Genomic DNA, 23,665 nt, shown 5'->3' on the forward strand with positions numbered 1-23,665 from the left:
GCAGGATTCGTCCGGCCTGATTCAGGAGTGTGAGCAATGTCCAACGAAGTGATCAATACCGTACAGGTGCAGGCCGCCGCCGGCCGCTCGGAAGAACTGGGTAAGCAACTGCAAAAGATTGTCGACACCCTGCGTCAACAACCGGGCTGTGATTCCTATATGGTCGACCGCTGCCCAGAGGACAGCAACCGCTGGAACGTCAGCGCCCGCTGGCAATCGGAAGCGGCCATGCAGATGCATTTCAACTGCCCTGAAGTACAAGGCTTCATCGGCCTGATCGACAACCAATTGGCGAGCTCCGTGGATTTCAACAGCTTCCCCATCCGCTGACCCCCTGTAGCAGCTGCCGAGCAGCGCGAGGCTGCGTTCGGCGGCGAAGCCGTCGTAAACCCGGCCGCACGGTCCTCCTGAAATCCCGAGGTGTCTGTTCTTACGACTGCTCCGCAGCCGAACGCAGCCTCGCGCTGCTCGGCAGCTGCTACAAAAACCGGGGCGCCGATTGGTCCCCTCACCTTCCCGAATATTGGCTGTTTGATTGGCCCACCCTGCGAACTATCGTTGGTTCTGACAACTAACCACCGCAGGTAAAGAACCATGAAAGCTTTGCGTTTCCTTGCTGCTCCGCTGGCCGCCCTTGCCCTGACCGTTTCCACGGCCGCCATTGCTCACGAAGGCCCTTCAGAGAAAGTCACGGTTTTGCAGGATGAAGCGCTGAAAAATGTGCCCGGCAAAAAAGCCATGATGATCGAAGTCGACTACAAGCCCGGCCAATCTTCGATTGCCCATAAGCATGAAGGCACCGCCATGGCCTACGTCCTTTCAGGCTCGATCGTTTCTCAAGTGAAGGGCGAGAAAGCGGTCACCTACAAGACCGGACAGTATTGGTACGAACCGGCTGGCTCGGAACACTTGGTCTCGAAAAACGCCAGTGCAACCAAGCCTGCCAAACTGTTGGTGTTCATGGTTTTGTCCCCGGACGAGAAAGTGTTGATCCCCTTGGAAAACTGATAGCTGAAGGGACAGCCATAAATAATAAGGCTCGAATTAACATTTCGGGCCTTATTATTTCCCGACGTCATTACCTGGCATCGTTTAAACCCAATTAAACTATTGGCCACCCAACAAGTGCTGTTATTGGCTATTTCATTCAGTGGCGACAGGTTTAGTCTGGAACCACCCCGGACAGCCCGGCACTACAACTTTTCGACTCAAGTTGTTTCACTGGAGAAACACCATGAAACTTGTGCTTGTCAGTACATTAACAATGACCGTTCTTTTGACGGGCTGTTCGGTTCCCACTGCCCCCAAAGCGGTGTCTTCGCTGGACGGCCTCTTCACCGCGCCGGTCGGCCGCAGCAGTGCCACGCAGGTTCCCAATGGTAGCCATGTTTCGTTGGGTATCGTCTACAGCCGCAACACCCAGGCCAACCGCGCCTACCTGCAGCACTATCAGGCCAACGCCGGCACCGGTTTCGGCCAGAGCCTGCTGGTTCGGCCAATCCACGACGCCTACGTGGCCACCTCCAGACCGGACCATGCGGTGGACTGGGTCAAGGCATCCTTGCAACGGCAGTTTGGCTCGGTAACCGTGTACCCGGATATGCAAAGCCTCAGAGCGGCGAAGCCGGACGTGGTCGCCATCGTCGACACCCGCAGCCAATTGATGACGTCGCGCAGTTCCGATATCAAGGCGGATGTGAGCGCAGATTTTTATGATTCAAACTTCAATTACATGGGTACCGCTCAAGGGCATGACGCCAAAGCGCTGAGTCCGGTGTGGGCGGATTACAAACGTAGCGAAGAGATAGTGGCGGATATTAACGAACAACAGAATGTGCAAGTTCGGGCACTAGAGAAGTTTGACCAGTCGCTCAGTAATTTATTGACCAGACCGACAGATAAAGTGTCGATGATTGATAACCCAACAGGTCAAAAGTTGTAGTGAAGTTAATGGCCCCATCGCGGGCAAGCCCGCTCCCACAGGTATTTGTATCGTTTGCACATAGTGCATTCAACCCAAATACCTGTGGGAGCCGGGCTTGCCCGCGATGGGGCCCGACCAGACAACACAAAATTATCAGACAAAAAAAGCCCCGCATCTCTCAATGCGGGGCTTTTTCATTCAACGCCTGATCAGGCAGCCGGTTCCAGCTCGGCAGCTGCAGTGACAGGTGCAGGCACTACCGCTTGCCCACTCAACGCCAGGTCCAGCAACTCACGGTTGGCCACCGCATACATCGCGTAGTCAGTACCGCTCGCCGCACGGATCTCAACCAGCATGGCGCGCCAGCGTTCGATCATGCCTTCGTGCTCTTCCATCCACAGCGCCAGGCGTGTTTCCACGTCCTGAGTGCCGTCGCCCTGTTGCAGGACGGAGATGGTGATCGCACGCTGTTGCCAGTCGACGTCATCACGGAACGCTTCACGGGCCAGGGCCTGCCAGTTGTTTTCAACCGGCAGAGCGCTGATCTGTTGCAGGTACCAGGTGATGTCCAGCGCGCTGCCCACGGCGAAGTAAGCCTTCGCCACGTCTGCAGGGTTCTGGCCGGTCACGTCGGAGGCCTCGATGATCGGCAGCAGCGTGTACAGGTGCGAAGTACCAGCCACCATGCGCGCGAGCAACTCCGGCACACCGGCTTCGACGTACGCCTCGTAGCGGGCCTGCCAGTTCTCGTGGATCTCGCCGCTGAGCAGTTCGTCGAGCTTGAGACCCAACTCCTTCAGATGCGGACCGAAATGCGCAACGTCACGGGCAGCGTTCTGCTCGTTGCGACGGGCACGCAGGAACCAGCGCGTAGCGCGGCGGCCCAGGCGCATCAGCTCGTCCATCAGCTCCAGTTGTACGTCGGCCGAAACCTGGTAATCCAGGGCTTCAATCTGACGGAACCAGTGCGGGAGATGGAAGATGTCACGCACGATCACATAAGCACCGGCCACGTTCGCCGGGCTCATGCCGGTCGACTCTTTGAGTCGTTGAACGAAGGTGATGCCCATGTGGTTGACCAGATCGTTGGCGATCTGGGTGCTGACGATTTCGCGCTTCAGACGGTGACGGCGCATGGCTGCGGAGAACTTGCTCACCAGGCTCGGCGGGAAAGCGGTTTCCATGTCGCGCGTCAGGTAGTCGTCGTCCGGCACCTGGGAGTTGAGCAGCGCTTCCTTGAGGTCGATCTTGCTGTAGGAGATCAGCACCGACAGTTCGGCACGGGTCAGGCCGTGGCCTTCCGCGAGACGTTCGTTGATCGCCTCTTCAGCCGGCAGGAACTCGATGGCGCGATCCAGCTTGCCGCGGCCTTCCAGGTCGTTCATCAGGCGCTTGTACTCGGCGATCCGCACGAAAGCACGGCGTGCCGCCAGGGACAGAGCCTGAGTCTGCTTGTAGTTGTTGCCCAGCACCAGGTTGCCGACTTCGTCGGTCATGCTCGCCAGCAACTCATTGCGTTGCTTGGCAGTCATGTCACCGGCCTGAACCACTTCGTTCAGCAGGATCTTGATGTTCACTTCGTGGTCGGAGCAGTCCACACCACCGGCGTTGTCGATGAAGTCGGTGTTGGAACCGCCGCCATTGAGACCGAATTCGACACGACCCAGTTGGGTCATACCGAGGTTACCGCCCTCGCCCACGACTTTGCAGCGCAGTTCGTTACCGTTCACGCGCAGTGCATCGTTCGCCTTGTCGCCGACATCGGCGTGGCTTTCGCTGCTGGCTTTGACGTAAGTACCGATACCGCCGTTCCACAACAGGTCTACCGGCGCCTTGAGCAAGGCATTCAGCAGTTCGGTCGGGGTCAGCTTGTCAGCCTGGATGTCGAAACGCTCTTTCATCTGCGGGGAAATCGCGATGCTTTTCGCGCTACGGGAGAAGATCCCGCCGCCTTCGGACATGATGCTGGTGTCGTAATCCGACCAGGCCGAACGTGGCAGGTCGAACAGGCGCTGACGCTCGGCGAAGCTGTTTGCTGGCGTTGGGTTCGGGTCGATGAAGATGTGCAGGTGGTTGAACGCGGCAACCAGTTGCAGCGTCTCGGACATCAACAGGCCGTTACCGAATACGTCACCGGCCATGTCGCCGACACCGACCACGGTGATGCTGTCTTTCTGGACATTGATGCCGCGTTCGCGGAAGTGACGTTGAACGCCAACCCACGCGCCCTTGGCGGTGATGCCCATCTTCTTGTGGTCGTAACCGGCCGAGCCGCCCGATGCGAAGGCATCGCCGAGCCAGAAGCCGTAGTCGATGGCGATACCGTTGGCGATGTCGGAGAAGGTTGCAGTGCCCTTGTCCGCAGCGACCACCAGGTACGGGTCATCGTCGTCATGACGCACAACGTTGGCCGGCGGAACCAGCGCGCCGTCCTTCAGGTTGTCGGTGATGTCCAACAGGCCCGAAATGAAGATGCGGTAGCAGGCGATGCCCTCGGCCGCGATCTCGTCACGGTTGCCGCCCAGTGGCAGGCGACGCGGCAGGAAGCCGCCCTTCGCGCCGACCGGCACGATGACCGAGTTCTTCACTTGCTGGGCTTTTACCAGGCCCAGCACTTCGGTGCGGTAGTCTTCTTCACGGTCAGACCAGCGCAGCCCACCGCGAGCAACGTTGCCGAAGCGCAGGTGCACGCCTTCGACGCGTGGCGAGTAAACGAAGATTTCGAACTTCGGTACTGGCTTCGGCAGCTCGGGAATCTGGTGCGGGTTGAACTTGAAGCTGAAGTAGGACTTGTTCTTGCCGTTCGCATCGGTCTGGTAGAAGTTGGTCCGCAGCGTGGCCTTGATCAGGTCCAGGTAGCGACGCAGGATACGGTCTTCGTTGAGCACCTGGACTTCGTCCAGAGCGGCAATGATCGCGTGTTCCAGGCGTTGCTGCTTGTCCTCCAGATCGTCGCCGGTCAGCTTGCGCGCCAGGTAGAAACGGGTTTTGAACAACCGGGTCAACTCGCGAGCGATGTCGGTGTGATTGTTCAGGGTGCTGGCGATGTAACCCAGGTCGAAGCCCAGACGGATCTGCTTCATGTAACGGGCGTAGGCGCGCAGCAGCGCCACATCACGCCATGGCAGGCCGGCGGTCAGCACCAGACGGTTGAATGCATCGTTTTCGGCATCGCCACGCACGATGTGGACGAAGGCGTCCTGCAAGGTGTCGTTGAGTTGCTGGATGTCGAGTTCCAGGCCTTCAGCGGCGGTGAACGCGAAATCGTGAATCCAGAACTCGCGGCCGTTGTTGTGACGCAGGCGATACGGGAATTCACCCAACACGCGCAGACCGAGGTTTTCCAGGATCGGCAACACATCGGACAGTGCCAGCGGCGTATCAGCGTGATACAGCTTGCAGTGCAGTTCGCGTTGACCGGACACCTGACCCAATGGCTGATAGAAGCTCATCACCAGTGGATTTTTTTCGGTCAGGCTCAGCAGGTGCTGCATGTCGACCACCGCCGAATGCGCGGCGAAGCGCTCGCGGTACCCGGCAGGGAAGCCTTTCGGGAAATCGGCCAGCACGTTGGTGCCGCTCGCCTCACCGAAGCTTTCAACCGTCAGGCTCGCGTAATCGTCCTGCCAGCTGCGGCAGGCTTGAACCACTTCTTTTTCCAGCAGAACCGGATCGATGTCGAGACGGTTCTTCGGATCGACGCGCAGGATCAGTTGCACGCGAGCCAGCACGGACTCGGAGAAGAAGGTCCAGAACTCGCAATCCGAGGCTTTCAGGCGATCCATCAGCACTTGCTGGATCTTCTGGCGCACTTCGGTGGAGTAGATGTCACGCGGCACGTAGGCCAGGCAGTAGCAGAAACGGCCGTACGGGTCTTTGCGCAGGAACACGCGAATCTTGTTGCGCTCCTGGATCTGCACGATCGACATCACGGTGCTGAACAGCTCGTCCACCGGGGTCTGGAACAGATCGTCACGCGGCAGCACTTCGACCACCTGTGCCAGTTCCTTGCCCAGGTGAGCCTTGGGCTGGAAGCCGGAACGGCGTTCGATTTCTTCGACCTTGCGGCGGATGTACGGAATGACCCGCACGCTCTCGCCATACACCGAAGAGGTGTACAGGCCCATGAAACGGCATTCCTTGATGACTTTGCCGTCGGCGTCGATTTCACGGATCGACACGTAATCCGGGTAGGCCGGACGGTGTACACGGCTTGGGTGTGCAGCCTTGGCGAACGACAACAGGGTCGGTTCGCGCAGGTAGTTCACGGCGTAGTCTTCGATGCGCAGGTCATCGTAGGTCAGCCCGGTACGCAGCAGCTTGGTCAGACCGAGGAAAGAATCCTGGTCGTAGACGATGTGACCACCGTCGACTTCATCGCGAACCACGAATTCTTCATAGCCCAGGAACGTGAAGTGGTTGCCCACCAGCCATTCCAGGAAACTTTTGATTTCGGCTTTTTCTTCAGGGTCGACAGCGAATTGGCTGCTGTCCAGGTGGGCCAGGATTTCCTGGACCTTGGCTTTCATCGGTTCGAAATCGGTGACCGCGACGCGGACTTCACCGAGAACCTGCTCCAGCTCTTTGGTCAGGACATTGAGCTCGGCCGCGTTGGCGCAACGGTCGATTTCCAGGTACATCAGCGATTCTTGCAGAATGCCTTCACCCTGGGTGCCCTTCGGCAGGATTTCCAGCAGCTCGCCCTTGCTGCCGCGACGCACGCTCAGCACAGTGGTTTGCAGGGTATGAATGCTGTAGCCGCGACGGTTCAGCTCGGTACGCACCGAGTCCACCAAGAATGGCAGGTCGTGGTGCAGCACTTCGACCGCGGTGTGGGTCGACTGCCAGCCGTGGCGTTCGTAATCCGGGTTGTAGACGCGCACTTGCGGTTGCGCGTGATCGAAGCGCTCAAGCAGGCGCCACGCAGAAAGGGTGCAGCCGGCGAGGTCGGACAACCGACGCTGAGTCAGCTCGTCCAGGGAAATGATGCCGAAAAATTGTTCAGCGAACAGCGCCACTTGTGGCAGTGCCTGTTCACTGATGTGCTGGGCCAGTGCCGCTTGCAGTTGGTGCTGGAAGTCGGCTTTGCTGGCTGCGGTGAAGAACGCCATCTGTGGTACTCCGCTTGGGCTTGTTATTGATGGAAGCGTCGCGTGCAAAACCCCTTTCGGGGCGATCCGTCACCCTGTTCCTGATTCTCGGGCAGAGGAAACAGGATGACAGGTGGGTGAAGCTGGACGAGACACTCAGGTCACATTCACCTTCCATGAAGGGTTATCGGCAAAAACGCCTGTGCGATGAATTGCACAATGTCATTACAGATATCCACTCGATGCGCAGCTTAACGAGTGCGGCAAGGCCTGTGCTTGCGGTGCTGCGACATATTCGGTCATCGGTACGCAGCTCGCGTCATATGCCTCGAACAACACTAGCAGTCGCGCGGGAAAACGGGCGTTTTATCCCCGGTTTTACGGCACATCCGTACCAGAAATGACCAGCAACACTCCAAGTGTTCACGACACATCCTCTGACACTCAGACAAGCAGAAATTCCCGAGGGCTGGCAGAATCGCCTTTTATTGCGTTCACAACGCTCGCCGAGCCAGGATTTCCCCATGCAAATGACCACCCCACTCTTGATCGTCAACCCGTGCGATGACGAAGAAGACAACATGGCCATGCTCTGCTGCCACAGCGAACAGGGCGACATGTTCCTGATGACCCGCTACCCGGACGAAGACGAGCTGGAAATCACCCTCGACGGCGAGCCTTCGACGCTTGACGGCGTGAAAGTGACCTTGACCCCTACCCGATTGCTGATTGAAATCGGCGCGGCGGATGCGGATGCGCTGAATGGGGATGATTCGCTGGAGATCATTCACAGCACGGATGCCGGTGATCTGGCTGAGGTGGAAGAAACCTTGCAGAACATCCTCAAAGGCACTGGCACCTATATAAGCGAGATTTGATTTTCGGCAGCTGTGCCGGCCTCATCGCGAGCAAGCTCGCTCCCACAGTGGATCGCATGTATCTGAAGGAACGCGGCCACCTGTGGGAGCGAGCTTGCTCGCGATGAGGCCCGAAAGAACACCTCCAGCCTTGGAACCTCACAAAACTCCAACAATTCCCCCAACCTTTTCCCACACTTTGCTCAAAATGCCGTTAGTCGCCGCCCCCCGCGATGGATTAAAGTAACGGCCCCAGCCCTGGCGTTATTCGAACGTCTTCGGTCACCCTTTCCAGGAACAGTCATCGATGGAACATCGTGAAGCGCTGCTAGCGCTGCGAACCTTTCTTTCAACGCAGATTCTCGGCCAGGAAAAACTCATCGAGCGCTTGCTCATCGCCTTGCTCGCCGACGGCCACATGCTGGTCGAGGGCGCCCCGGGGCTTGCCAAAACCAAAGCCATCAAAGAACTCGCCGAAGGCATCGAAGCCCAGTTCCACCGCATCCAGTTCACCCCCGACCTGCTGCCGGCCGACATCACCGGCACGGAAATCTATCGCCCGGAAACCGGCAGCTTCGTGTTCCAGCAAGGGCCGATCTTCCATAACCTGGTGCTGGCGGACGAAATCAACCGCGCCCCGGCCAAGGTTCAGTCCGCCCTGCTCGAAGCCATGGGCGAACGCCAGGTCAGCGTCGGGCGCAGCACGTACGAGTTGTCGCCGCTGTTTCTGGTGATGGCCACGCAAAACCCGATCGAACAGGAAGGCACCTACCCGCTGCCTGAAGCCCAGCTCGACCGCTTCCTGATGCACGTGAAAATCGGTTTCCCGGACGCCGCCGTTGAACGCCGGATCCTGCAACAAGCCCGTGGCGAAGCCCTGAACGGCGAAACCAAGCCAGAGCGCCGGGTCAGCCAGCAGGCGATTTTTGCCGCACGTAAGGAAATCCTCGGTCTGTACATGGCCGACGCCGTGGAGGAATACCTGGTGCAACTGGTCATGGCCACGCGCACCCCGGCCAAGTTTGACCCGGAGATGGCCGAATGGATCGCCTACGGCGCCAGCCCCCGTGGCTCGATTGCGCTCGATCGCTGCGCCCGGGCCCATGCCTGGCTGGCCGGTCGCGACTTCGTCAGCCCGGAAGACATTCAGGCGGTGTTGTTCGACGTGTTGCGCCACCGCATCATTCTTTCCTTTGAAGCCGAAGCCGCTGGCATCGATCAGGACCGGGTGGTCCAGCGGATTCTCGACGTCGTAGCCGTCGCTTGACCCCGATGAACGCCCTCCTGCCGCCCGAGCCGGGCATCCGCGTCAGCCTCGCCGAGCTGATCGAGATGCGCCATCGCGTGCGCGAAGTGCAGCTGTTTTCCACGCCGAGCCAGCGCAGCCCGCTGATCGGCCTGCACCACTCCAAGCTGCGCGGCCGTGGCGTGGACTTCGATCAGGTGCGGGTCTATCAGGCTGGCGATGACGTGCGAAGCATCGACTGGCGGGTCACCGCCCGCACCCAGGAACCCCACACCAAGCTGTTTCACGAAGAACGCGAGCGACCGATTTTCATTATGGTCGAGCAAAGCCGCCGGCTGTTTTTCGGCTCCGGGCTGATGTTCAAATCGGTACTCGCCGCCCAGGCTGCGAGCCTGATTGGCTGGGCAGCTCTCGGCCATAACGACCGGGTCGGCGGACTGGTGTTCGGCGACAACGAGCACTACGAAATCAAACCTCGACGCAGCAAACAAAGCCTGCTGCAACTGCTCAATCGTCTGGTGCGGGTCAATCAGTCGCTGCACACCGAAAGCGAACAGAACCGCGACTCCCTCAATATGGCGTTGCGTCGTGCACGGGAAGTGCTGCGCCCCGGTAGTCTGGTGATCGTGATCTGTGATGAGCGCGCCTTGACCGAAGGTTCCGAACAGCAGTTGAGCCTGTTGTCGCGCCATTGCGATTTGCTGCTGTTGCCGTTGTCCGACCCGCTGGACCACGCCCTGCCCGCCGCCGGGCTGCTGCGCTTCGCCGAGCGCGGCGCGCAACTGGAACTGGACACGCTGAATTTCGACCTGCGCCAGACTTACCGCGCCCAGGCCGAAGCGCGCATCGCCCGCTGGGAATTGCTCGCGCAAAAACTGCGCGTATTGCTGATGCCCTTGAGCACTCAAAGCGAGATGGTCGAACAACTACGCGAGTACCTGAACCCACAGAAACCGGGGAAAGGTCGATGAGCAGCCTCGATCAACTGCAACCGCTGATCTCCCCGCCGCCCATCGAGTTCTGGCCACCCGCGCCGGGCTGGTGGCTGTTGCTGTTGTTGCTGCCGCTGATCGGTTTCGGGCTGTGGAAGGCGCGGCGATTCATTCCGGACAAACGCCCGATCGTGCGCGCCGAACAACCGCTGGACCCGGTGCGCATCGCCGCACTCGCCGAACTGGCGCGGTTGCCAAAACCCTACGACGGCGCACCGGCCGGCGCCTGGTTGCAGCAACTCAACGGCCTGCTCAAACGCCTGTGCCGCAACCATTACCCCTACAGCCAGAGCCATACCCTCAACGGGCGCAAATGGCTGGCGTTCCTCGACAACCGCTGCCCGGCCGCCGGCCTGACTCGCTGGATGGTGTTGGTCGAAGGCGCCTACAAACCCGAATGCAAACTCGACGACAAGGCCATCGCCGGTCTCACCCAGGCCGTCGACACCTGGATTCGCAAACATGTTTGAGTTCGCCTGGCCGTGGATCTTTGCCCTGCTGCCGCTGCCCTGGCTGATGCGCATCCTGCTGCCGGTGGCCGACAGCGGCGAACCGGCGCTCAAAGTCAGTTTCCTCAACGACCTCGAAGGCCTGGCCCGCCGCCGCGCTCGCGCCAACCTGCCGGCCTGGCGCCAGCAAGCGCCGTTCATTTTGTTGTGGTTGTTGTTGTTGATGGCTGCGGCGCGTCCGCAATGGCTGGGCGAACCGCTGCCGATTGCCGCCAGTGGTCGCGATCTGCTGGTGGCGGTGGACGTGTCCGGCTCCATGGATTTCCCCGACATGCAGTGGCAGGACGAAGACGTCAGCCGCCTGTCGCTGGTTCAGCATTTGCTCGGTGATTTCCTTGAAAGTCGCGACGGTGATCGCGTCGGCCTGATCCTGTTCGGCAGCCAGGCTTACCTGCAAGCGCCGCTGACCTTCGACCGGCACACCGTGCGCGTGTGGCTCGACGAAGCGCGCATCGGCATTGCTGGCAAGAACACCGCCATTGGCGATGCCATAGGCCTGGCCCTTAAACGGCTGCGGATGCGTCCGGCCCAGAGCCGCGTGCTGATTCTGGTCACGGACGGCGCCAACAACGGCGGTGAAATCGACCCGCTCACGGCCGCTCGACTGGCGGCTAAAGAAGGCGTGAAAATCTACCCGATCGGCATCGGCGCCGACCCGGAGCAAAGTGGCACCTTGGGCTTCCTTGGGATCAATCCGAGCCTGGACCTGGACGAGCCGGCCTTGAAAGCAATCGCCCAAGCCACCGGCGGCCAATACTTCCGCGCCCACGATGGCAAAGAGCTGCAGACGATCAAGGACACACTCGACAAACTGGAGCCGGTGACTCAGCAACCGACCCAGGCCCGCCCGGCGCAGGCGTTGTATCACTGGCCTTTGGCGATGGCGCTGCTGCTGAGCATGTTGCTGGTGGTGCGCGAGCGTTGGCCGGACAACGCGCTGCAACGGCTGTTCACCAAGGATCTTTTTTTGCAAACGCAACTGCCTGACTGGCGCCAGCGGCTTAAACGCCTGCGTCTGCGGAGGCGCCGATGACTGCGCTGTGGCCGTACTGGTTCCGCCCCTGGTGGCTGCTGTTGTTGCCGTTGCTGGGCTGGCTGCTCTGGCAACTCTGGCATCGGCAAAAACGCGCCGGGCGCTGGCAGATGATCCTGCCACCGGCCTTTCACGCCGCCTTGTTGAGCGGTGGAAACGGTCGCGACAGTAAGCTGCCGTGGGTGGTTCTCGGCGTGGCGTGGGTGCTGACCGTCCTGGCCTTGTTGGGGCCGAGTTGGGAGCGCGTCGAACAAATCAGTCAGAAACCCGCCGACCCGCTGGTGGTCGTGCTTGAGCTGACCCCGGAAATGCTCGCCACCGACGTTGCGCCGAACCGACTCGAACAGGCCCGACGCAAACTGTTGGACCTGCTGCAAATCCGCAGCGATGCCCAGACTGCAATCGTCGTCTACGCCGGCAGCGCCCACACCTTGGTGCCCCTGTCGGATGACCTTTCGACCAGCCGCAATCTGCTGGACGCGCTCAAGCCTTCGCTGATGCCCGCGGCCGGCCATCGCGCTGATCTTGGGGTGACCAAGGCCCTGGCCCTGCTGAATCAAGGCGCTTTGGGTGAAGGCCGGATCCTGTTGATCGGTTCAACCCTGACGGAGTTGGAGCGTGAAGGCATTCGCCAGGCGCTGGACAGAAAATCGACACAGTTCCTGATGCTCGGAATCGGCACCGCCGAAGGCGCACCGGTCGCCCAAGAGGACGGCAGTTTCCTCAAGGACGATCAGGGCGCGATTCTGGTGCCACACCTGGACAGTCCCAGCCTGAAAGCCTTTGCCAACGAACTCGGCGGACGCTATCGCCCGGCGCGCCTGGGCGATACCGACCTGCGTGGGCTCGGCCTGCTTGACGGTCCACGCTCGCTGCGCAACGACGGCCAGACCTTGCGCCTCGACACCTGGGCCGATCAGGGTTACTGGTTGCTGCTGCCGCTCCTGCTGCTGGCGGCGTGCGCCGGTCGCCGTGGCTGGTTGTTCTGTCTGCCTTTACTGTTCCTGGTGCCGCAGCCGAGTTATGCCTTCGACTTCGAAGACTTGTGGCTGCGCCCCGATCAACGGGGCCTGCATTTGCTCAGGCAAGGCCATCCGGCCAAGGCGTCGCAGCATTTTGAAGATCCACAGTGGCAAGGTGTGGCGCTCTACGAGGCCGGCGACTACAGCGGCGCCGCCCAGCGGTTCGCCGAGGGCAACGACGCCCACGCCCACTACAATCGTGGCAACGCCCTGGCCAAAAGCGGTGAGCTGGAAGCGGCGCTCGATGCTTACGATCAGGCCCTGGAGCGACAACCGGATTTGCGCCCGGCACAAACCAACAAGGCACTGGTGGAAAATCTGCTGAAGCAGAAAAACGCACCGCCGCCAGTTGAGCCGCAGAAAACCGCCGATGACGACGCCGAGACCAGTGCGCAGGAACCGCCACCGGGTGCCGCCACGCAACCGGCGGACATTGACCACCCGAAATCCGACGCCGGGCAGACCACACCGGACGCCGGACAGCAGGCCACAACACCGCCGAAACCGGGCGCCAATGAAGTCCCGGGTAGTGAACTGGGCGATGAGCAAACCACCACGCCACCGCTGCGTCCGGCCAGCGACAATATCGATGGCGAACAGCGTCAGGCGCTGGAGCAATGGCTGCGCAAGATCCCGGATGACCCGGGTGAATTGCTCAGGCGCAAATTCTGGTACGAACAGCAACAACATCAGGATCAGGAAAAAACTCGATGACCCGCTTCACCCTTCTCATGCTCGCCTTGCTGTTCTGCACCGTTCAGGCCCAGGCAGCAGCGCTGGTCGCCAGCGTGGATCGCAGTCGCCTGAACTCCGGCGAGACGGTCGAACTGACCCTGGAATCCAACGACGTGACGCAGTTCGGCAAGCCTGACCTGGCGCCGCTTGAACCGCTTTTCGAAGTGCGTGGCACCCGCCAGGTCAACCAACTGACGACGTTGAACGGCGACAATCGCGCCACCACGCGCTGGATCATCACCTTGCTGCCGAAGGAAAACGGCAGCGTGACAATTCCACCGCTGCAGCTGGGCGAGGTGCAGAGCCAGCCGATCACCGTGCAAGTGGTCGAAAGCGAAACCCAGGACACCAAAAACAAACTGGCCCCAGTGTTCATTGATGCCAGCCTCGACCAGACCAGCGTGTATGTGCAGGCCCAGGCCATCCTGACGTTGCGCATCTACCATTCGGTGTCTCTGTACGACGACAGCAGCCTGACTCCGTTGCAGATTCCCGATGCGCGCATCGAACAACTGGGCGAGACGCGCACCTACGAGAAAGTCATCAATAACTTGCGTCATGGCGTGATCGAAATGCGCTATGCGATCTACCCGCAACACAGCGGTGAACTGACCATTCCGGCACAGATGTTCAGCGCAACGCTCGTCGACGCGCAGCCCACCCAGGACGCCGCAACCCAAGTGCCGAAATCCGGAAAACTGATGCGCGTCAGCTCCTCCCCGATTCTGCTGACGGTCAAGGCCAAACCCATTACTTACCCTGCCGACCTGCCATGGCTGCCGGCCCGCAGCCTGAGCCTGAGCGAAAGCTGGAACCCGGAGCCAGACCACGCGCAGGTGGGTGACTCGCTGACCCGCAGCCTGACTTTGAAGGCCGAAGGCCTGGCCAGCTCACAATTGCCGCCGCTGCCCGCCACTGACGCCAACGGCCTGCGGCGCTACCCGGATCAACCGGTGCTGAGTAACCAAAGTACCGAGCGCGGCCTGATTGGCAGTCGTGAGGATCGCGAAGCGCTGGTGCCGGGCCGCAGTGGTGCAATCGAATTGCCCGCGGTGGAAGTGGTCTGGTGGAACACTTTCGAAGATCACCTGGAGCACAGCAGCCTGCCGGCCCGAAGCCTGCAAGTGGCGAGCAATCCGAGCATGGTGGTCGATACACCGGCGAACACCGCGCAGGTGAATGCCGGCGTCGACAGCGAAATCCTTTGGCGCTGGAAACTCAGCACCCTGATCCTGGCCTGCACCACCCTGCTCGGCTTCGGTCTCTGGTGGCGCGGTCGCTGGCAACCGGCTGTCCTGCGTGCCACTCAGACCGGCCCGAGCCCGCGCACCGTCCTCGACGACCTCAAGCGTGCCTGTCAGGCCAACGACTCCCACGCCACCCGCCAGGCCCTCGACGCCTGGGCCCGACAACAACCGGAAACCCTCGCCGACATGGCCGCCCGATTCGTGCCGCTGTCCGATGCGCTGGACGGCTTGAACGGCGCGCTCTACAGCGAAACCGGCCAGCACTGGCAAGGCGAAGACTTGTGGCGGGCAATCAAGGCAATCCCGATTGCCGAGCGGATTCAGGATCCGGTGGGTGACAGCGGCCTTCCGCCGCTTTATCCGAAGTAATACTGGCCCCTGTGGCGAGGGAGCTTGCTCCCGCTGGGGTGCGAAGCAGCCCCTTCAATCTTTCTGACACACCGAGTCGCCCGATTTACGACTGCTGCGCAGCCGAGCGGGAGCAAGCTCCCTCGCCACAGGTCGGCAGTTTGATCAGATCCATCGGGCGATCCAGCGTGTTTGCCAGTAAACTCTCTCCCCTTTCGCCGCCATCATTTTCCTCGCGGCCATTACCTTATTTCCTACGGAGTTCGCCTTGCGTCTGTTTCACACCTCCGACTGGCACCTTGGGCAGAACCTGCACGGCCAGGAACGCGATTTCGAGCACGCCTGCTTTCTTGAATGGCTGCTGCGCCAGCTGAAGCTGGACCAGCCCGATGTGCTGTTGATCGCCGGCGACATCTTCGACACGGTCAACCCACCGGTCAAAGCCCAGGAACGCCTCTACGAATTCATCGTCAGCGCCCACGAGCAGCAACCGTTGCTGACCATCGTGATCATCGCCGGCAACCACGACTCCGGCTCGCGGATCGAACTGCCTGCGCCATTGATGCGCCGTTTGCGCACCCACGCGCTCGGGCGTGTGCTGTGGCTGGATGACGGCCAGCTGGACGCCGAACGGCTGTTGCTGCCATTGCCGGATGCCAGCGGTGAAATTGCTGGCTGGTGCCTGGCGCTGCCGTTTTTGCGGCCCGCCGAAGTGACCGGCGCGCAGTTGGGCGACAACTACCTGCGCGGTATCGGTCAGGTTCACGAATGGCTGATCGAAGCAGCCAACGCCAAACGCAAGCCGGGTCAGGCGCTGATTGCCATCAGCCATGCGCACATGGCCGGCGGTTCCGTTTCGGAAGACTCCGAGCGCAGCCTGATCATCGGCAACGCTGAAGCCCTGCCTGCCAGCCTGTTCGGGCCGAGCATCAGCTACGTCGCGCTGGGGCATTTGCACAAGCCGCAGAAGGTCAACGGTGAAGAACGCATCCGCTACAGCGGCTCGCCGATTCCGTTGTCGTTCTCCGAAATCGGTTATCAGCATCAGATTCTCGACGTCACGCTCGACGGCGAAACCCTGGTCAGCGTCGAACCGAAACTGGTCCCCCGCGCGGTCAACCTGCAACGCATCGGCCCGGCGCCCCTGGCCGAAATCCTCTTGCAACTGGCCGAGCTGCCGAACATCGACTTGCTGGCCGACATCCAGCGCCAGCCATGGCTGGAAGTGCGTGTGCGTCTCGACGAGCCGCAACCCGATCTACGTCATCAAGTAGAAACCGCCCTGCAAGGCAAAGCCGTGCGCCTGGTGCGCATCGCTGCCGAGTACGCCGGCAACGGCAGTCGCGAGGGCCTCGATGACGGCACCACGTTGATCGAGCTGGACCAGCTCACGCCTCAGGAATTGTTCAGTCGCGCCTGGCAGGACAGCTACGGCAGTGAGGTCGATGAGCAAACGCTGAAGGACTTTGCCGAGCTGTTGCAGGATGTGCAGATGGAGAGCGAACAACCATGAAGATCCTCGCGATCCGCCTGAAAAACCTCGCCTCGCTGGCTGGGCCATTCGAAATCGATTTCACCGCTGAACCGCTGGCGAGCGCCGGTCTGTTCGCGATCACCGGGCCGACCGGCGCCGGTAAAAGCACCTTGCTCGACGCCTTGTGCCTCGCCCTGTTTGGCGCCGTGCCGCGATTGAGCAACGCCCAGGTGTCGGCCAAGGCGCCGGATGCCGACGGAGAAATCAGCACCGGCGACCCGCGCACCTTGCTGCGTCGTGGCACCGGCGAAGGCTATGCCGAAGTGGATTTCGTCGGCATCGACGGCCGTCGTTACCGTGCGCGCTGGGAAGCCAATCGTGCTCGCGAAAAGGCTGGCGGCAAGCTGCAAGCCAGCCGTCAGAGTCTGCGCGACATCGATCAGGATCAGCTGCTGGCCAGTCAGAAAGTCGAGTTCAAAACCCAGCTCGAAGCCGTTCTGGGCCTGAACTTCGAACAGTTCACCCGCGCCGTGCTGCTGGCCCAGAGCGAGTTCAGTGCCTTCCTCAAGGCTAACGACAACGAACGCAGCGAACTGCTGGAGAAACTCACCGACACGGCGCTTTACACCCGTCTCGGTCGCCGCGCTTTCGACAAAGCCAAGGATGCCCGCGAAGCGCACAAGCTGTTGCAGGATCAGGCCACGGGCGTGACGCCGCTGTCACCCGAAGCCCGGGCCGAGCTTGACCAGCGCTTCAACGAGGCGCAGCAGCTACTCAAGGCCCAGCAAGCGCAGCTCAAACAGCTTGAGTTGCAGCACACCTGGCTTAAGGACCTGCGTCAATTACAGGACGAACAACAGAGCGCCACCGAACAATTGACCAGCGACCGGCAGCACTGGGAAAGCCTGGCTGGCGAACGGTTGAAGCTGACGCGCCTGGAACAACTGGCCCCGCAACGGCACCAGTTCGCCCGCAAGACCGAACTCATCGCCCAGCTCACTCCGCTGGCGGCGCAGATTCAGCAGCACACCCAGCAGCATGCCGAACTGAACGAGCGTCAGGCGCAACTCGAACAGAGTTTGAGTGCTGCGCACACTGCGCTGGTTGAAGCCCAAAGCCAACACACCACGAAGGCGCCGCTGCTGCGACAGGCCTTTGAAGCGCAAAGCACCCTCGCCCGGCTGGTCAAAGACGCCAGTGCAAGTGCAGACCTCAAGCAACAAGCGGAACTGGCCAGTACGCAAGGGCAGAACACGATTCAAGGCCTGCTCGAGCAACAAAAGCAGGTGGCTGCACGTCTGGAGCGGATTGCCGGGGAGCTTGAGCAAAGCACGCACTTGGCGCCGTTGAGCGAAGCGTGGAACGCTTACCGTGATCGCCTGCAACAGCTGATGCTGATCGGTAATCGCTTGAACAAAGGCCAAGCGGAACTGGCCGCCCTGGAGCAAAGCGCCGCCCGCACGGGCGAAGAACTGACTGCGCAAAAGCAGAATCTGGAAGTGCTCTACAAAGAGGCCGGTGCCGAGCCCGAGGCCGTGGCCGAACAGATCCAGCTGCTCGGCAACCTGTTGCAGGACAACCGCAAACAGCTGCGAGCGTTTGAAGAACTGACGCGGCTGTGGGCCAGCCAGCAGGAGATCGACAAACGCGGCGCCGAGCTTTCGCAACGCCAGCTCAGCGCTCAGCAGGAACGTGATCGCCTGACCCAGGACGGCGTGAAAACCAAGAACGATCTGGTCGTCGCCGAACAGACCCTGACCGTCACTCGCGAATTACTGGAGCGTCAGCGTCTGGCCCGCAGCGCCAGCGTCGAAGAGCTGCGCGCACAGTTGCAGGACGATCAACCGTGCCCGGTCTGCGGCAGCCCCGACCATCCTTATCATCAACCCGAAGCGTTGCTGCAAAGCCTCGGTCGCCACGATGAGAGCGAGCAGGCCAACGCGCAGAAAGCGGTTGATCTACTGAAAGAAAAACTCACGGATTTGCGTGGCGAAGTCGGCGGCTTGATCGCTCAGCAAAAAGAGTTGTTGCAGCAACAAGACCAACTCACCACCCAGCAACAAGGCCTGACGCCGAGCCTCGAAGCGCATCCGCTGTCCACGCAATTGCTGGCTCAGGACGCGAGCAAACGCGACAACTGGCTGGTGCAGCAAAATAGCCAGTTGAGCCAGAGCATCGCCCAGGATGAACAACGGCAAACCGCCCTGCTCACGCTGCAACACGACGCGGCTCGCCTTCAGCAGCAACTGCGCAGTGCCGAAGCGGCGAGTCAGCAAGCGACTCAACACCTGAGCAATCAGCAACGTGAGCTGAGCAGTGATCGCCAGCGTCTGGACGAAGAGTTGAGCGCCTTCAGCACCCTGCTCCCGGCCGAAACGCTCGAGGCCTTGCGCAACGAACCTGCCGCGACCTTCATGCAGCTCGACCGGCAGATCGCCCAGCGTCTGGAGCAACTCGACCAGCAACGTGATGAACTCGGCGAACAGCAACAGCGTCAGCAGACGCTGGAAAAAGAACAGGACCGCCAACTGGCCCGCGTCCAGGCACTGGAAGCCGCCCAGCAACAGTTCACCGTTCTCGCCGAGCAACAACAGGCTTGCCAGCAACAACTGACGCAACTGCTCGGCGAACACAGCAGCGCTGAACAATGGCAGCAGCAACTGGATCAAGCCGTCGAACAGGCGCGCAATGCCCAGGCAACGGCCAATCAGGAGCTGCAAACCGTGCGCACCCGGTTAGTCGAACTGGCCGCCGAACTCAAAGCCAAACAAGAGCGTTTGATGGCCCTGGAAACCGAGGACCGTGAGCTGAGCGCGAAGATCGCCGACTGGCGCGCCTTGCATCCAGAGCTGGATGATGAGGGCCTGGAAGCACTGCTGAGCATCGACGATCAGCAAGTCAGCGAACTGCGGCAGCAATTGCAGCACAGCGAAAAAGCCATCGAACAGGCCAACGTGCGCTTGCAGGAACGCGATCAGCGCCTGCTCAATCATCAGGCGCAACACAACGGCAACCTCGACGCCGAGCAACTCGCCACGGCCCTGACAGATCTGCAAAACCTGTTCGCCGCCAGCGAACACCGTTGCGCCGAACTGCGTGCCGAACAGGCCGAGGATCAGCGTCGGCAGAACGCCAATCAGGCCCTGGCGCAGCAGATCGCCGACGCCTACAGCGAGTACCAGCGCTGGGCCCGTTTGAATGCGCTGATCGGCTCCGCCACCGGTGACACCTTCCGCAAGATCGCCCAGGCCTACAACCTCGATTTGCTGGTGCATCACGCCAACGTTCAGTTGCGGCAACTGGTGCGGCGCTATCGCCTGAAACGCGGTGGCAGCATGCTCGGCTTGTTGGTGATGGACACCGAGATGGGCGACGAGCTGCGCTCAGTGCATTCGTTGTCGGGCGGCGAGACGTTCCTGGTGTCGCTGGCCCTGGCGCTCGGCCTGGCTTCCATGGCCTCCAGCACACTAAAAATCGAATCGCTGTTCATCGACGAAGGCTTCGGTAGCCTCGATCCGGAATCCCTGCAACTGGCCATGGACGCGCTCGATGGCCTGCAAGCGCAGGGCCGCAAGGTCGCGGTGATTTCCCACGTGCAGGAAATGCATGAGCGGATTCCGGTGCAGATTCAGGTCCACCGCCAGGGCAATGGCCTGAGCACCCTGGAGGTGAAATGAATACGCTGTACTCGTTCCGCCGCTGCCCTTACGCCATGCGAGCGCGCATGGCCCTGCGGTATTCGGGCGTTGCGGTGCAGATTGTCGAGGTCAGCCTGAAGGCCAAGCCCGCCGAGATGCTCGCGCTATCGGCCAAGGGCACGGTCCCGGTGTTGAGTGTCGACGGTCAGGTCATCGATGAAAGCCTGGCGATCATGCACTGGGCCTTGGCGCAGAACGATCCGCAGGATTGGTTGCTCACGGATGATCCCGCCGCACAGGCGCAAATCGCCGTGCTGATTGAAGAGAATGATCAGGCGTTCAAGGTGCAGCTGAATCGCTACAAGTACGCCGAGCGTTACTCCGAGCAGCCGATGGAAACCTATCGCGCTGCGGGTGAGGTGTTCTTGCGCAAGCTGGATGAGTTGCTGGAGGGGCGCGACTACTTGCTGGCCGAGCATCCAAGCCTGGCGGATGTGGCGTTGATGCCGTTCATACGGCAATTCGCCCATGTTGATCGCGAGTGGTTCGGGCAGACGCCTTATGTGCGGTTGCAGGTTTGGTTGCAGCGGTTTTTGGAGTCTGAGTTGTTTGTAGGCGTGATGCAGAAGTAAGTACACAACCCTGTGGCGAGGGAGCTTGCTCCCGCTCGGCTGCGCAGCAGTCGTAAACCGGCTGACGCGATCTCTCTGTAGTTACAGGCTTTGGGGCTGCTTCGCAGCCCAGCGGGAGCAAGCTCCCTCGCCACAAAAGGTTGCTTTGCCTACGCGAACACTTCACACATTTCCAGTACCGAGCAATCAACCTGGAACGGCCCGAAAAAATCGTCCTGGCGTTTGATCGGCGGATTGCCTGCCAGCAGTCCCAAGGCCTTCGCCGTTTCAATGTCTCGCGCAAGGTTGTGATTGGCTTCGATGGACCGTGCGACGGAACCTGCCGAGCCCTGCCCTATCCCTAACAGGGAAGAGCCATTGGTCATGAACGCCAGGAAGGCGATGACCCAGAGTTTGCCCCCTTTCATGCCCCTGCCACTCCCGCCAAGTCTGCGTGTTCAACCACCACGTTTTGAGCACGGTGTTCGAACTGGATGGCGGGATAAGCGACCTGAATCGGTGCTTCAACGGTGTGTTGCAATTGAGCCGAAAGGCTGACGACCAACACCAGGGCCACGTAAAGACCTATGGCCAGGTAGGCGCCGTATTTGGCAGAAGTGAGGATTGAGCTGGCCATGGTGTTCTCCGTGGGCATGTTTCAGAGCCCACAGAATCGATCAAAAAAGCTGTGATAACCACTCGGGGTTATCCATAGTAACCATCAGCTTCGTTAATCATTAAGCCAGTCTATTTCAGTCTTCAATAAAACTCATCAAGCGCTCGCGGGCCGCATCCGGCTCGTCTGGAACGGGCTGGGCAGCCGAAAGAATGGGGGTGGAATAGAGAAAAAGAAGAACCACTGCCAGACGCATCGCCATGCTGTCGATCCTTGTTATTAGATAAGGAGTCAAAAACTCAGCGCCAAATCTAAACGCATGGCTATGTGATATCAAGCGCTTGATTAGTGGCTATGTGATGCTGTCGTAAACGCGTTATGCAGGAGCGACATCACTCAGGTTTCTCGATGCGTTTCAGCTCGATCGGCGCAAGTGACTTCGCTCCTGCATAAAAGATGCAGGGTTGGAATTTCAGGCTTGGGTCTTGTGATCCAGCGCCGCGTAGAAGTTGGCGCTCTGTTGCAAGTATTTCTGGGTGTAGCTCTGGGCGTGGGATTTTTTGTCGCTGATTTCAACGTTGGCGCTGGCTGGCAGAGCAACGGTGGCAGAGATGGCAGAAGCGGCGATGATGGAGAAGAGATTGAAGTTCATGGCGGTATTCCTCGGATTCAGTTGGCTTGCTTGCCCGGTGGGGCCGTGAAGCAAACTTAACCTTCGAGGTTGGCGCCTTGAAATCTTTTGTAGCATTAGCAGATATCAGTCTCATTAATACAAGGATGCAGGCCCCATCAACCGGGGCCTGCGGCCTATTGACGCACCAGGAACTTGAGGTCGCTCGGGGCATCCATCGGCAGCTTTTGCACGGTTTTACCCAGCAGACCGCTCTTGGCATCGCGTTCGACCACGACAATCTGGTTGCTCTTCTGATTGGCAATTAGCAAGAACTTGCCGCTCGGGTCGAGGCTGAACTCGCGCGGGTGATCACCTTCCACCGAACGACGCTGCAGCTCCTTGAGGTGGCCGGTCTCAGGATCAATGGCAAACACCAGCAACTGATTGGCAGTGCCACGGTTGCTGACGTAAAGGAACTTGCCATCGGCCGACGTATGCAGCGCAGCGGCGGCCTTGTCGGAGACAGGCTGACCCGCCGCCAGATCCACCATCTGCGTTTGCTCAAGCTTGCCGTTCTGGTAATCGAACACCGCGACCTGCGCGCTCATTTCCATGGTCAGCCAGGCGTGTTTGCCATCGGTGCTGAACAGCAAATGACGCGGCCCGCTACCGGCTGGCAACTGGACGGATGCGGGTGTGGCGGCAACCAGCGGCAGCTCCGGATTCGCCTTGGGATCGAAGCGGTAGACAAAGACCTTGTCTGCGCCCAGGTCGTTGGAGAACACGTACTTGCCGTCCGGCGACGAAACCGTCGAATGCACATGCGCCGACATCTGCCGCTCGGGATTGACCCTGCTCGACGGATGACTGCTCATCTGCACCACGTTTTTGAGTTTGCCATCAGTGCTAACCGGCAACACCGCCAGCGTGCCACCCGGGTCTTCAGCCACCGAATAGTTGCTGACGAACAAGTGACTGGCATTACCGCTGAGGCTCGAATGTGTTGGCTCGTTGCCCAGGCTCTGCACCTGATTGATCAGCCTTAGCTCGAGGGTCGAGGGGTCGATCGCATAGCTGCTGACGCGCCCTACCGGATCTTTCTGTCCCGGGCCGTTTTCGTTGACCACGAACAGGCGGTGCTGATCTTTGGAAACCGTCAGCCAGGACGGGTTTTCACTGGTGACCACTTGCAGCGGCTTGGGGTTGATCTGCCCGGTGGCGCTGTCGAAATTCAGGCGATAAATGCCCTGGCTCTGCCCCGCCGTGTAGGAACCGACGAGCAACTGATAGTCGTCGGCGGATGCCGCCTCAATGCCCATCGCGCCGATGCTGCCGGCGATCAACAGCGGCCAAAGCTTATGCATCCAGATTCCCTTCTTCTTCCTCGTCGTCATCACCGCGGAACGCGGTCATGCACACCAAGCGGTGCTCGCCGGAATCACCGGTGATCAGCCAGCTTTGCAGAGTCGGATCGAAGGTCGCGGCCTCGACTTCGGCCGGGGTGAACTCCCAGTGTTTGGACACGCGGCCGTCGAGGCATTCGATGTGCAGATTGTCGTCTTCATCGAGGGAGAATTCGAAGGCGTGCAGCCCGTCGATTTCCACCATATCGCAGTGTTCGAGGGTGGCGAGCAAGGTGTCGGTTGCGGCAGTCATGGCAGTCAATCTTTGAATGGGAAAGACGCAATGATAGCTCAATGTGAGGGCGGG

At 60.4% G+C, this 23,665-nt stretch carries 20 protein-coding genes; 13 read left to right on the forward strand and 7 right to left on the reverse strand.

Features of this window, described 5'->3' with window-relative positions; genetic code table 11:
• Nucleotides 1–36: 36 nt before the first annotated feature.
• The 3 genes from ACYZT8_RS15600 to ACYZT8_RS15610 all read left to right on the forward strand — a co-directional run bounded on the left by ACYZT8_RS15600 (nucleotide 37) and on the right by ACYZT8_RS15610 (nucleotide 1,942).
• Nucleotides 37–330, forward strand: coding sequence for a putative quinol monooxygenase (locus tag ACYZT8_RS15600; protein ID WP_461973947.1), 294 nt, complete (start codon nucleotides 37–39; stop codon nucleotides 328–330).
• 264 nt (nucleotides 331–594) lie between these two features.
• Nucleotides 595–1,008: a cupin domain-containing protein gene (locus ACYZT8_RS15605; protein ID WP_461973949.1), complete on the forward strand. Its 414-nt coding sequence runs from the start codon at nucleotides 595–597 to the stop codon at nucleotides 1,006–1,008.
• Nucleotides 1,009–1,234: 226 nt separating this feature from the next.
• A complete protein-coding gene (locus ACYZT8_RS15610; protein ID WP_461973951.1) occupies nucleotides 1,235–1,942 on the forward strand; it encodes an ATPase in 708 nt (235 codons plus the stop codon).
• A 191-nt stretch (nucleotides 1,943–2,133) separates the two neighbouring features.
• On the opposite strand, the gene ACYZT8_RS15615 is transcribed toward ACYZT8_RS15610, so the two are convergent.
• Nucleotides 2,134–7,035 carry an NAD-glutamate dehydrogenase gene (locus tag ACYZT8_RS15615; RefSeq protein WP_461973953.1) on the reverse strand — a complete coding sequence of 1,634 codons (4,902 nt, stop codon included), beginning with the start codon at nucleotides 7,033–7,035 and terminating at the stop codon, nucleotides 2,134–2,136.
• A 503-nt stretch (nucleotides 7,036–7,538) separates the two neighbouring features.
• Here ACYZT8_RS15615 and ACYZT8_RS15620 point away from each other — a divergent pair.
• From ACYZT8_RS15620 to ACYZT8_RS15665, 10 genes are all read left to right on the forward strand, one after another.
• Nucleotides 7,539–7,892: a hypothetical protein gene (locus tag ACYZT8_RS15620; RefSeq protein ID WP_461973955.1), complete on the forward strand. Its 354-nt coding sequence runs from the start codon at nucleotides 7,539–7,541 to the stop codon at nucleotides 7,890–7,892.
• Nucleotides 7,893–8,178: 286 nt separating this feature from the next.
• On the forward strand, nucleotides 8,179–9,138 hold the full coding sequence (locus tag ACYZT8_RS15625; protein ID WP_008150800.1) for an AAA family ATPase: 960 nt from the start codon (nucleotides 8,179–8,181) through the stop codon (nucleotides 9,136–9,138).
• 5 nt (nucleotides 9,139–9,143) lie between these two features.
• Nucleotides 9,144–10,088 carry a DUF58 domain-containing protein gene (locus ACYZT8_RS15630; protein ID WP_461973957.1) on the forward strand — a complete coding sequence of 315 codons (945 nt, stop codon included), beginning with the start codon at nucleotides 9,144–9,146 and terminating at the stop codon, nucleotides 10,086–10,088.
• The gene (locus tag ACYZT8_RS15635; protein ID WP_461973959.1) at nucleotides 10,085–10,579 is read left to right on the forward strand and encodes a DUF4381 domain-containing protein; all 495 of its coding nucleotides are present in this window, start codon (nucleotides 10,085–10,087) and stop codon (nucleotides 10,577–10,579) included. The genes ACYZT8_RS15630 and ACYZT8_RS15635 overlap by 4 nt, the downstream gene beginning before the upstream one ends.
• A complete protein-coding gene (locus ACYZT8_RS15640) occupies nucleotides 10,572–11,651 on the forward strand; it encodes a vWA domain-containing protein (RefSeq protein ID WP_461973961.1) in 1,080 nt (359 codons plus the stop codon). Before ACYZT8_RS15635 ends, ACYZT8_RS15640 begins: the two co-directional genes overlap by 8 nt.
• Complete coding sequence (locus tag ACYZT8_RS15645) at nucleotides 11,648–13,387, forward strand: tetratricopeptide repeat protein (protein ID WP_461973963.1); 1,740 nt, start codon at nucleotides 11,648–11,650, stop codon at nucleotides 13,385–13,387. Before ACYZT8_RS15640 ends, ACYZT8_RS15645 begins: the two co-directional genes overlap by 4 nt.
• The gene (locus ACYZT8_RS15650) at nucleotides 13,384–15,024 is read left to right on the forward strand and encodes a BatD family protein (RefSeq protein WP_461973965.1); all 1,641 of its coding nucleotides are present in this window, start codon (nucleotides 13,384–13,386) and stop codon (nucleotides 15,022–15,024) included. The genes ACYZT8_RS15645 and ACYZT8_RS15650 overlap by 4 nt, the downstream gene beginning before the upstream one ends.
• Before the next feature lie 247 nt (nucleotides 15,025–15,271).
• On the forward strand, nucleotides 15,272–16,516 hold the full coding sequence (locus ACYZT8_RS15655) for an exonuclease SbcCD subunit D C-terminal domain-containing protein (RefSeq protein ID WP_461973967.1): 1,245 nt from the start codon (nucleotides 15,272–15,274) through the stop codon (nucleotides 16,514–16,516).
• The gene (locus ACYZT8_RS15660) at nucleotides 16,513–20,154 is read left to right on the forward strand and encodes an AAA family ATPase (RefSeq protein WP_461973969.1); all 3,642 of its coding nucleotides are present in this window, start codon (nucleotides 16,513–16,515) and stop codon (nucleotides 20,152–20,154) included. Before ACYZT8_RS15655 ends, ACYZT8_RS15660 begins: the two co-directional genes overlap by 4 nt.
• Nucleotides 20,151–20,747: a glutathione S-transferase gene (locus ACYZT8_RS15665; RefSeq protein WP_461973971.1), complete on the forward strand. Its 597-nt coding sequence runs from the start codon at nucleotides 20,151–20,153 to the stop codon at nucleotides 20,745–20,747. The genes ACYZT8_RS15660 and ACYZT8_RS15665 overlap by 4 nt, the downstream gene beginning before the upstream one ends.
• Nucleotides 20,748–20,896: 149 nt before the next feature.
• On the opposite strand, the gene ACYZT8_RS15670 is transcribed toward ACYZT8_RS15665, so the two are convergent.
• The 6 genes from ACYZT8_RS15670 to ACYZT8_RS15695 all read right to left on the reverse strand — a co-directional run bounded on the left by ACYZT8_RS15670 (nucleotide 20,897) and on the right by ACYZT8_RS15695 (nucleotide 23,611).
• Nucleotides 20,897–21,154, reverse strand: coding sequence for a hypothetical protein (locus ACYZT8_RS15670; RefSeq protein WP_461959129.1), 258 nt, complete (start codon nucleotides 21,152–21,154; stop codon nucleotides 20,897–20,899).
• On the reverse strand, nucleotides 21,151–21,363 hold the full coding sequence (locus ACYZT8_RS15675; RefSeq protein WP_461973973.1) for a hypothetical protein: 213 nt from the start codon (nucleotides 21,361–21,363) through the stop codon (nucleotides 21,151–21,153). Before ACYZT8_RS15675 ends, ACYZT8_RS15670 begins: the two co-directional genes overlap by 4 nt.
• A 115-nt stretch (nucleotides 21,364–21,478) precedes the next feature.
• Nucleotides 21,479–21,604, reverse strand: coding sequence for a hypothetical protein (locus ACYZT8_RS15680; RefSeq protein WP_255141673.1), 126 nt, complete (start codon nucleotides 21,602–21,604; stop codon nucleotides 21,479–21,481).
• A gap of 210 nt (nucleotides 21,605–21,814) precedes the next feature.
• Nucleotides 21,815–21,994, reverse strand: coding sequence for a hypothetical protein (locus tag ACYZT8_RS15685; RefSeq protein WP_010459844.1), 180 nt, complete (start codon nucleotides 21,992–21,994; stop codon nucleotides 21,815–21,817).
• Nucleotides 21,995–22,149: 155 nt separating this feature from the next.
• Nucleotides 22,150–23,319 (reverse strand): lactonase family protein, encoded by a 1,170-nt coding sequence (locus tag ACYZT8_RS15690; RefSeq protein WP_461973975.1) that lies wholly within the window; start codon nucleotides 23,317–23,319, stop codon nucleotides 22,150–22,152.
• Nucleotides 23,312–23,611 carry a DUF5629 family protein gene (locus ACYZT8_RS15695; RefSeq protein ID WP_461973977.1) on the reverse strand — a complete coding sequence of 100 codons (300 nt, stop codon included), beginning with the start codon at nucleotides 23,609–23,611 and terminating at the stop codon, nucleotides 23,312–23,314. The genes ACYZT8_RS15690 and ACYZT8_RS15695 overlap by 8 nt, the downstream gene beginning before the upstream one ends.
• Between the last annotated feature and the right edge of the window lie 54 nt (nucleotides 23,612–23,665).

Source organism: Pseudomonas sp. LB3P93 (genome assembly GCF_054898025.1).

Excerpts from the sequence above, each read along its gene's own strand:
- ACYZT8_RS15600 (WP_461973947.1), top strand. The coding sequence starts at position 37 with ATGTCCAACGAAGTGATCAATACCGTACAGGTGCAGGCCGCCGCCGGC.
- ACYZT8_RS15605 (WP_461973949.1), top strand. The coding sequence starts at position 595 with ATGAAAGCTTTGCGTTTCCTTGCTGCTCCGCTGGCCGCCCTTGCCCTG.
- ACYZT8_RS15610 (WP_461973951.1), top strand. The coding sequence starts at position 1,235 with ATGAAACTTGTGCTTGTCAGTACATTAACAATGACCGTTCTTTTGACG.
- ACYZT8_RS15615 (WP_461973953.1), bottom strand. The coding sequence starts at position 7,035 with ATGGCGTTCTTCACCGCAGCCAGCAAAGCCGACTTCCAGCACCAACTG.
- ACYZT8_RS15620 (WP_461973955.1), top strand. The coding sequence starts at position 7,539 with ATGCAAATGACCACCCCACTCTTGATCGTCAACCCGTGCGATGACGAA.
- ACYZT8_RS15625 (WP_008150800.1), top strand. The coding sequence starts at position 8,179 with ATGGAACATCGTGAAGCGCTGCTAGCGCTGCGAACCTTTCTTTCAACG.
- ACYZT8_RS15630 (WP_461973957.1), top strand. The coding sequence starts at position 9,144 with ATGAACGCCCTCCTGCCGCCCGAGCCGGGCATCCGCGTCAGCCTCGCC.
- ACYZT8_RS15635 (WP_461973959.1), top strand. The coding sequence starts at position 10,085 with ATGAGCAGCCTCGATCAACTGCAACCGCTGATCTCCCCGCCGCCCATC.
- ACYZT8_RS15640 (WP_461973961.1), top strand. The coding sequence starts at position 10,572 with ATGTTTGAGTTCGCCTGGCCGTGGATCTTTGCCCTGCTGCCGCTGCCC.
- ACYZT8_RS15645 (WP_461973963.1), top strand. The coding sequence starts at position 11,648 with ATGACTGCGCTGTGGCCGTACTGGTTCCGCCCCTGGTGGCTGCTGTTG.
- ACYZT8_RS15650 (WP_461973965.1), top strand. The coding sequence starts at position 13,384 with ATGACCCGCTTCACCCTTCTCATGCTCGCCTTGCTGTTCTGCACCGTT.
- ACYZT8_RS15660 (WP_461973969.1), top strand. The coding sequence starts at position 16,513 with ATGAAGATCCTCGCGATCCGCCTGAAAAACCTCGCCTCGCTGGCTGGG.
- ACYZT8_RS15665 (WP_461973971.1), top strand. The coding sequence starts at position 20,151 with ATGAATACGCTGTACTCGTTCCGCCGCTGCCCTTACGCCATGCGAGCG.
- ACYZT8_RS15670 (WP_461959129.1), bottom strand. The coding sequence starts at position 21,154 with ATGAAAGGGGGCAAACTCTGGGTCATCGCCTTCCTGGCGTTCATGACC.
- ACYZT8_RS15675 (WP_461973973.1), bottom strand. The coding sequence starts at position 21,363 with ATGGCCAGCTCAATCCTCACTTCTGCCAAATACGGCGCCTACCTGGCC.
- ACYZT8_RS15680 (WP_255141673.1), bottom strand. The coding sequence starts at position 21,604 with ATGGCGATGCGTCTGGCAGTGGTTCTTCTTTTTCTCTATTCCACCCCC.
- ACYZT8_RS15685 (WP_010459844.1), bottom strand. The coding sequence starts at position 21,994 with ATGAACTTCAATCTCTTCTCCATCATCGCCGCTTCTGCCATCTCTGCC.
- ACYZT8_RS15690 (WP_461973975.1), bottom strand. The coding sequence starts at position 23,319 with ATGCATAAGCTTTGGCCGCTGTTGATCGCCGGCAGCATCGGCGCGATG.
- ACYZT8_RS15695 (WP_461973977.1), bottom strand. The coding sequence starts at position 23,611 with ATGACTGCCGCAACCGACACCTTGCTCGCCACCCTCGAACACTGCGAT.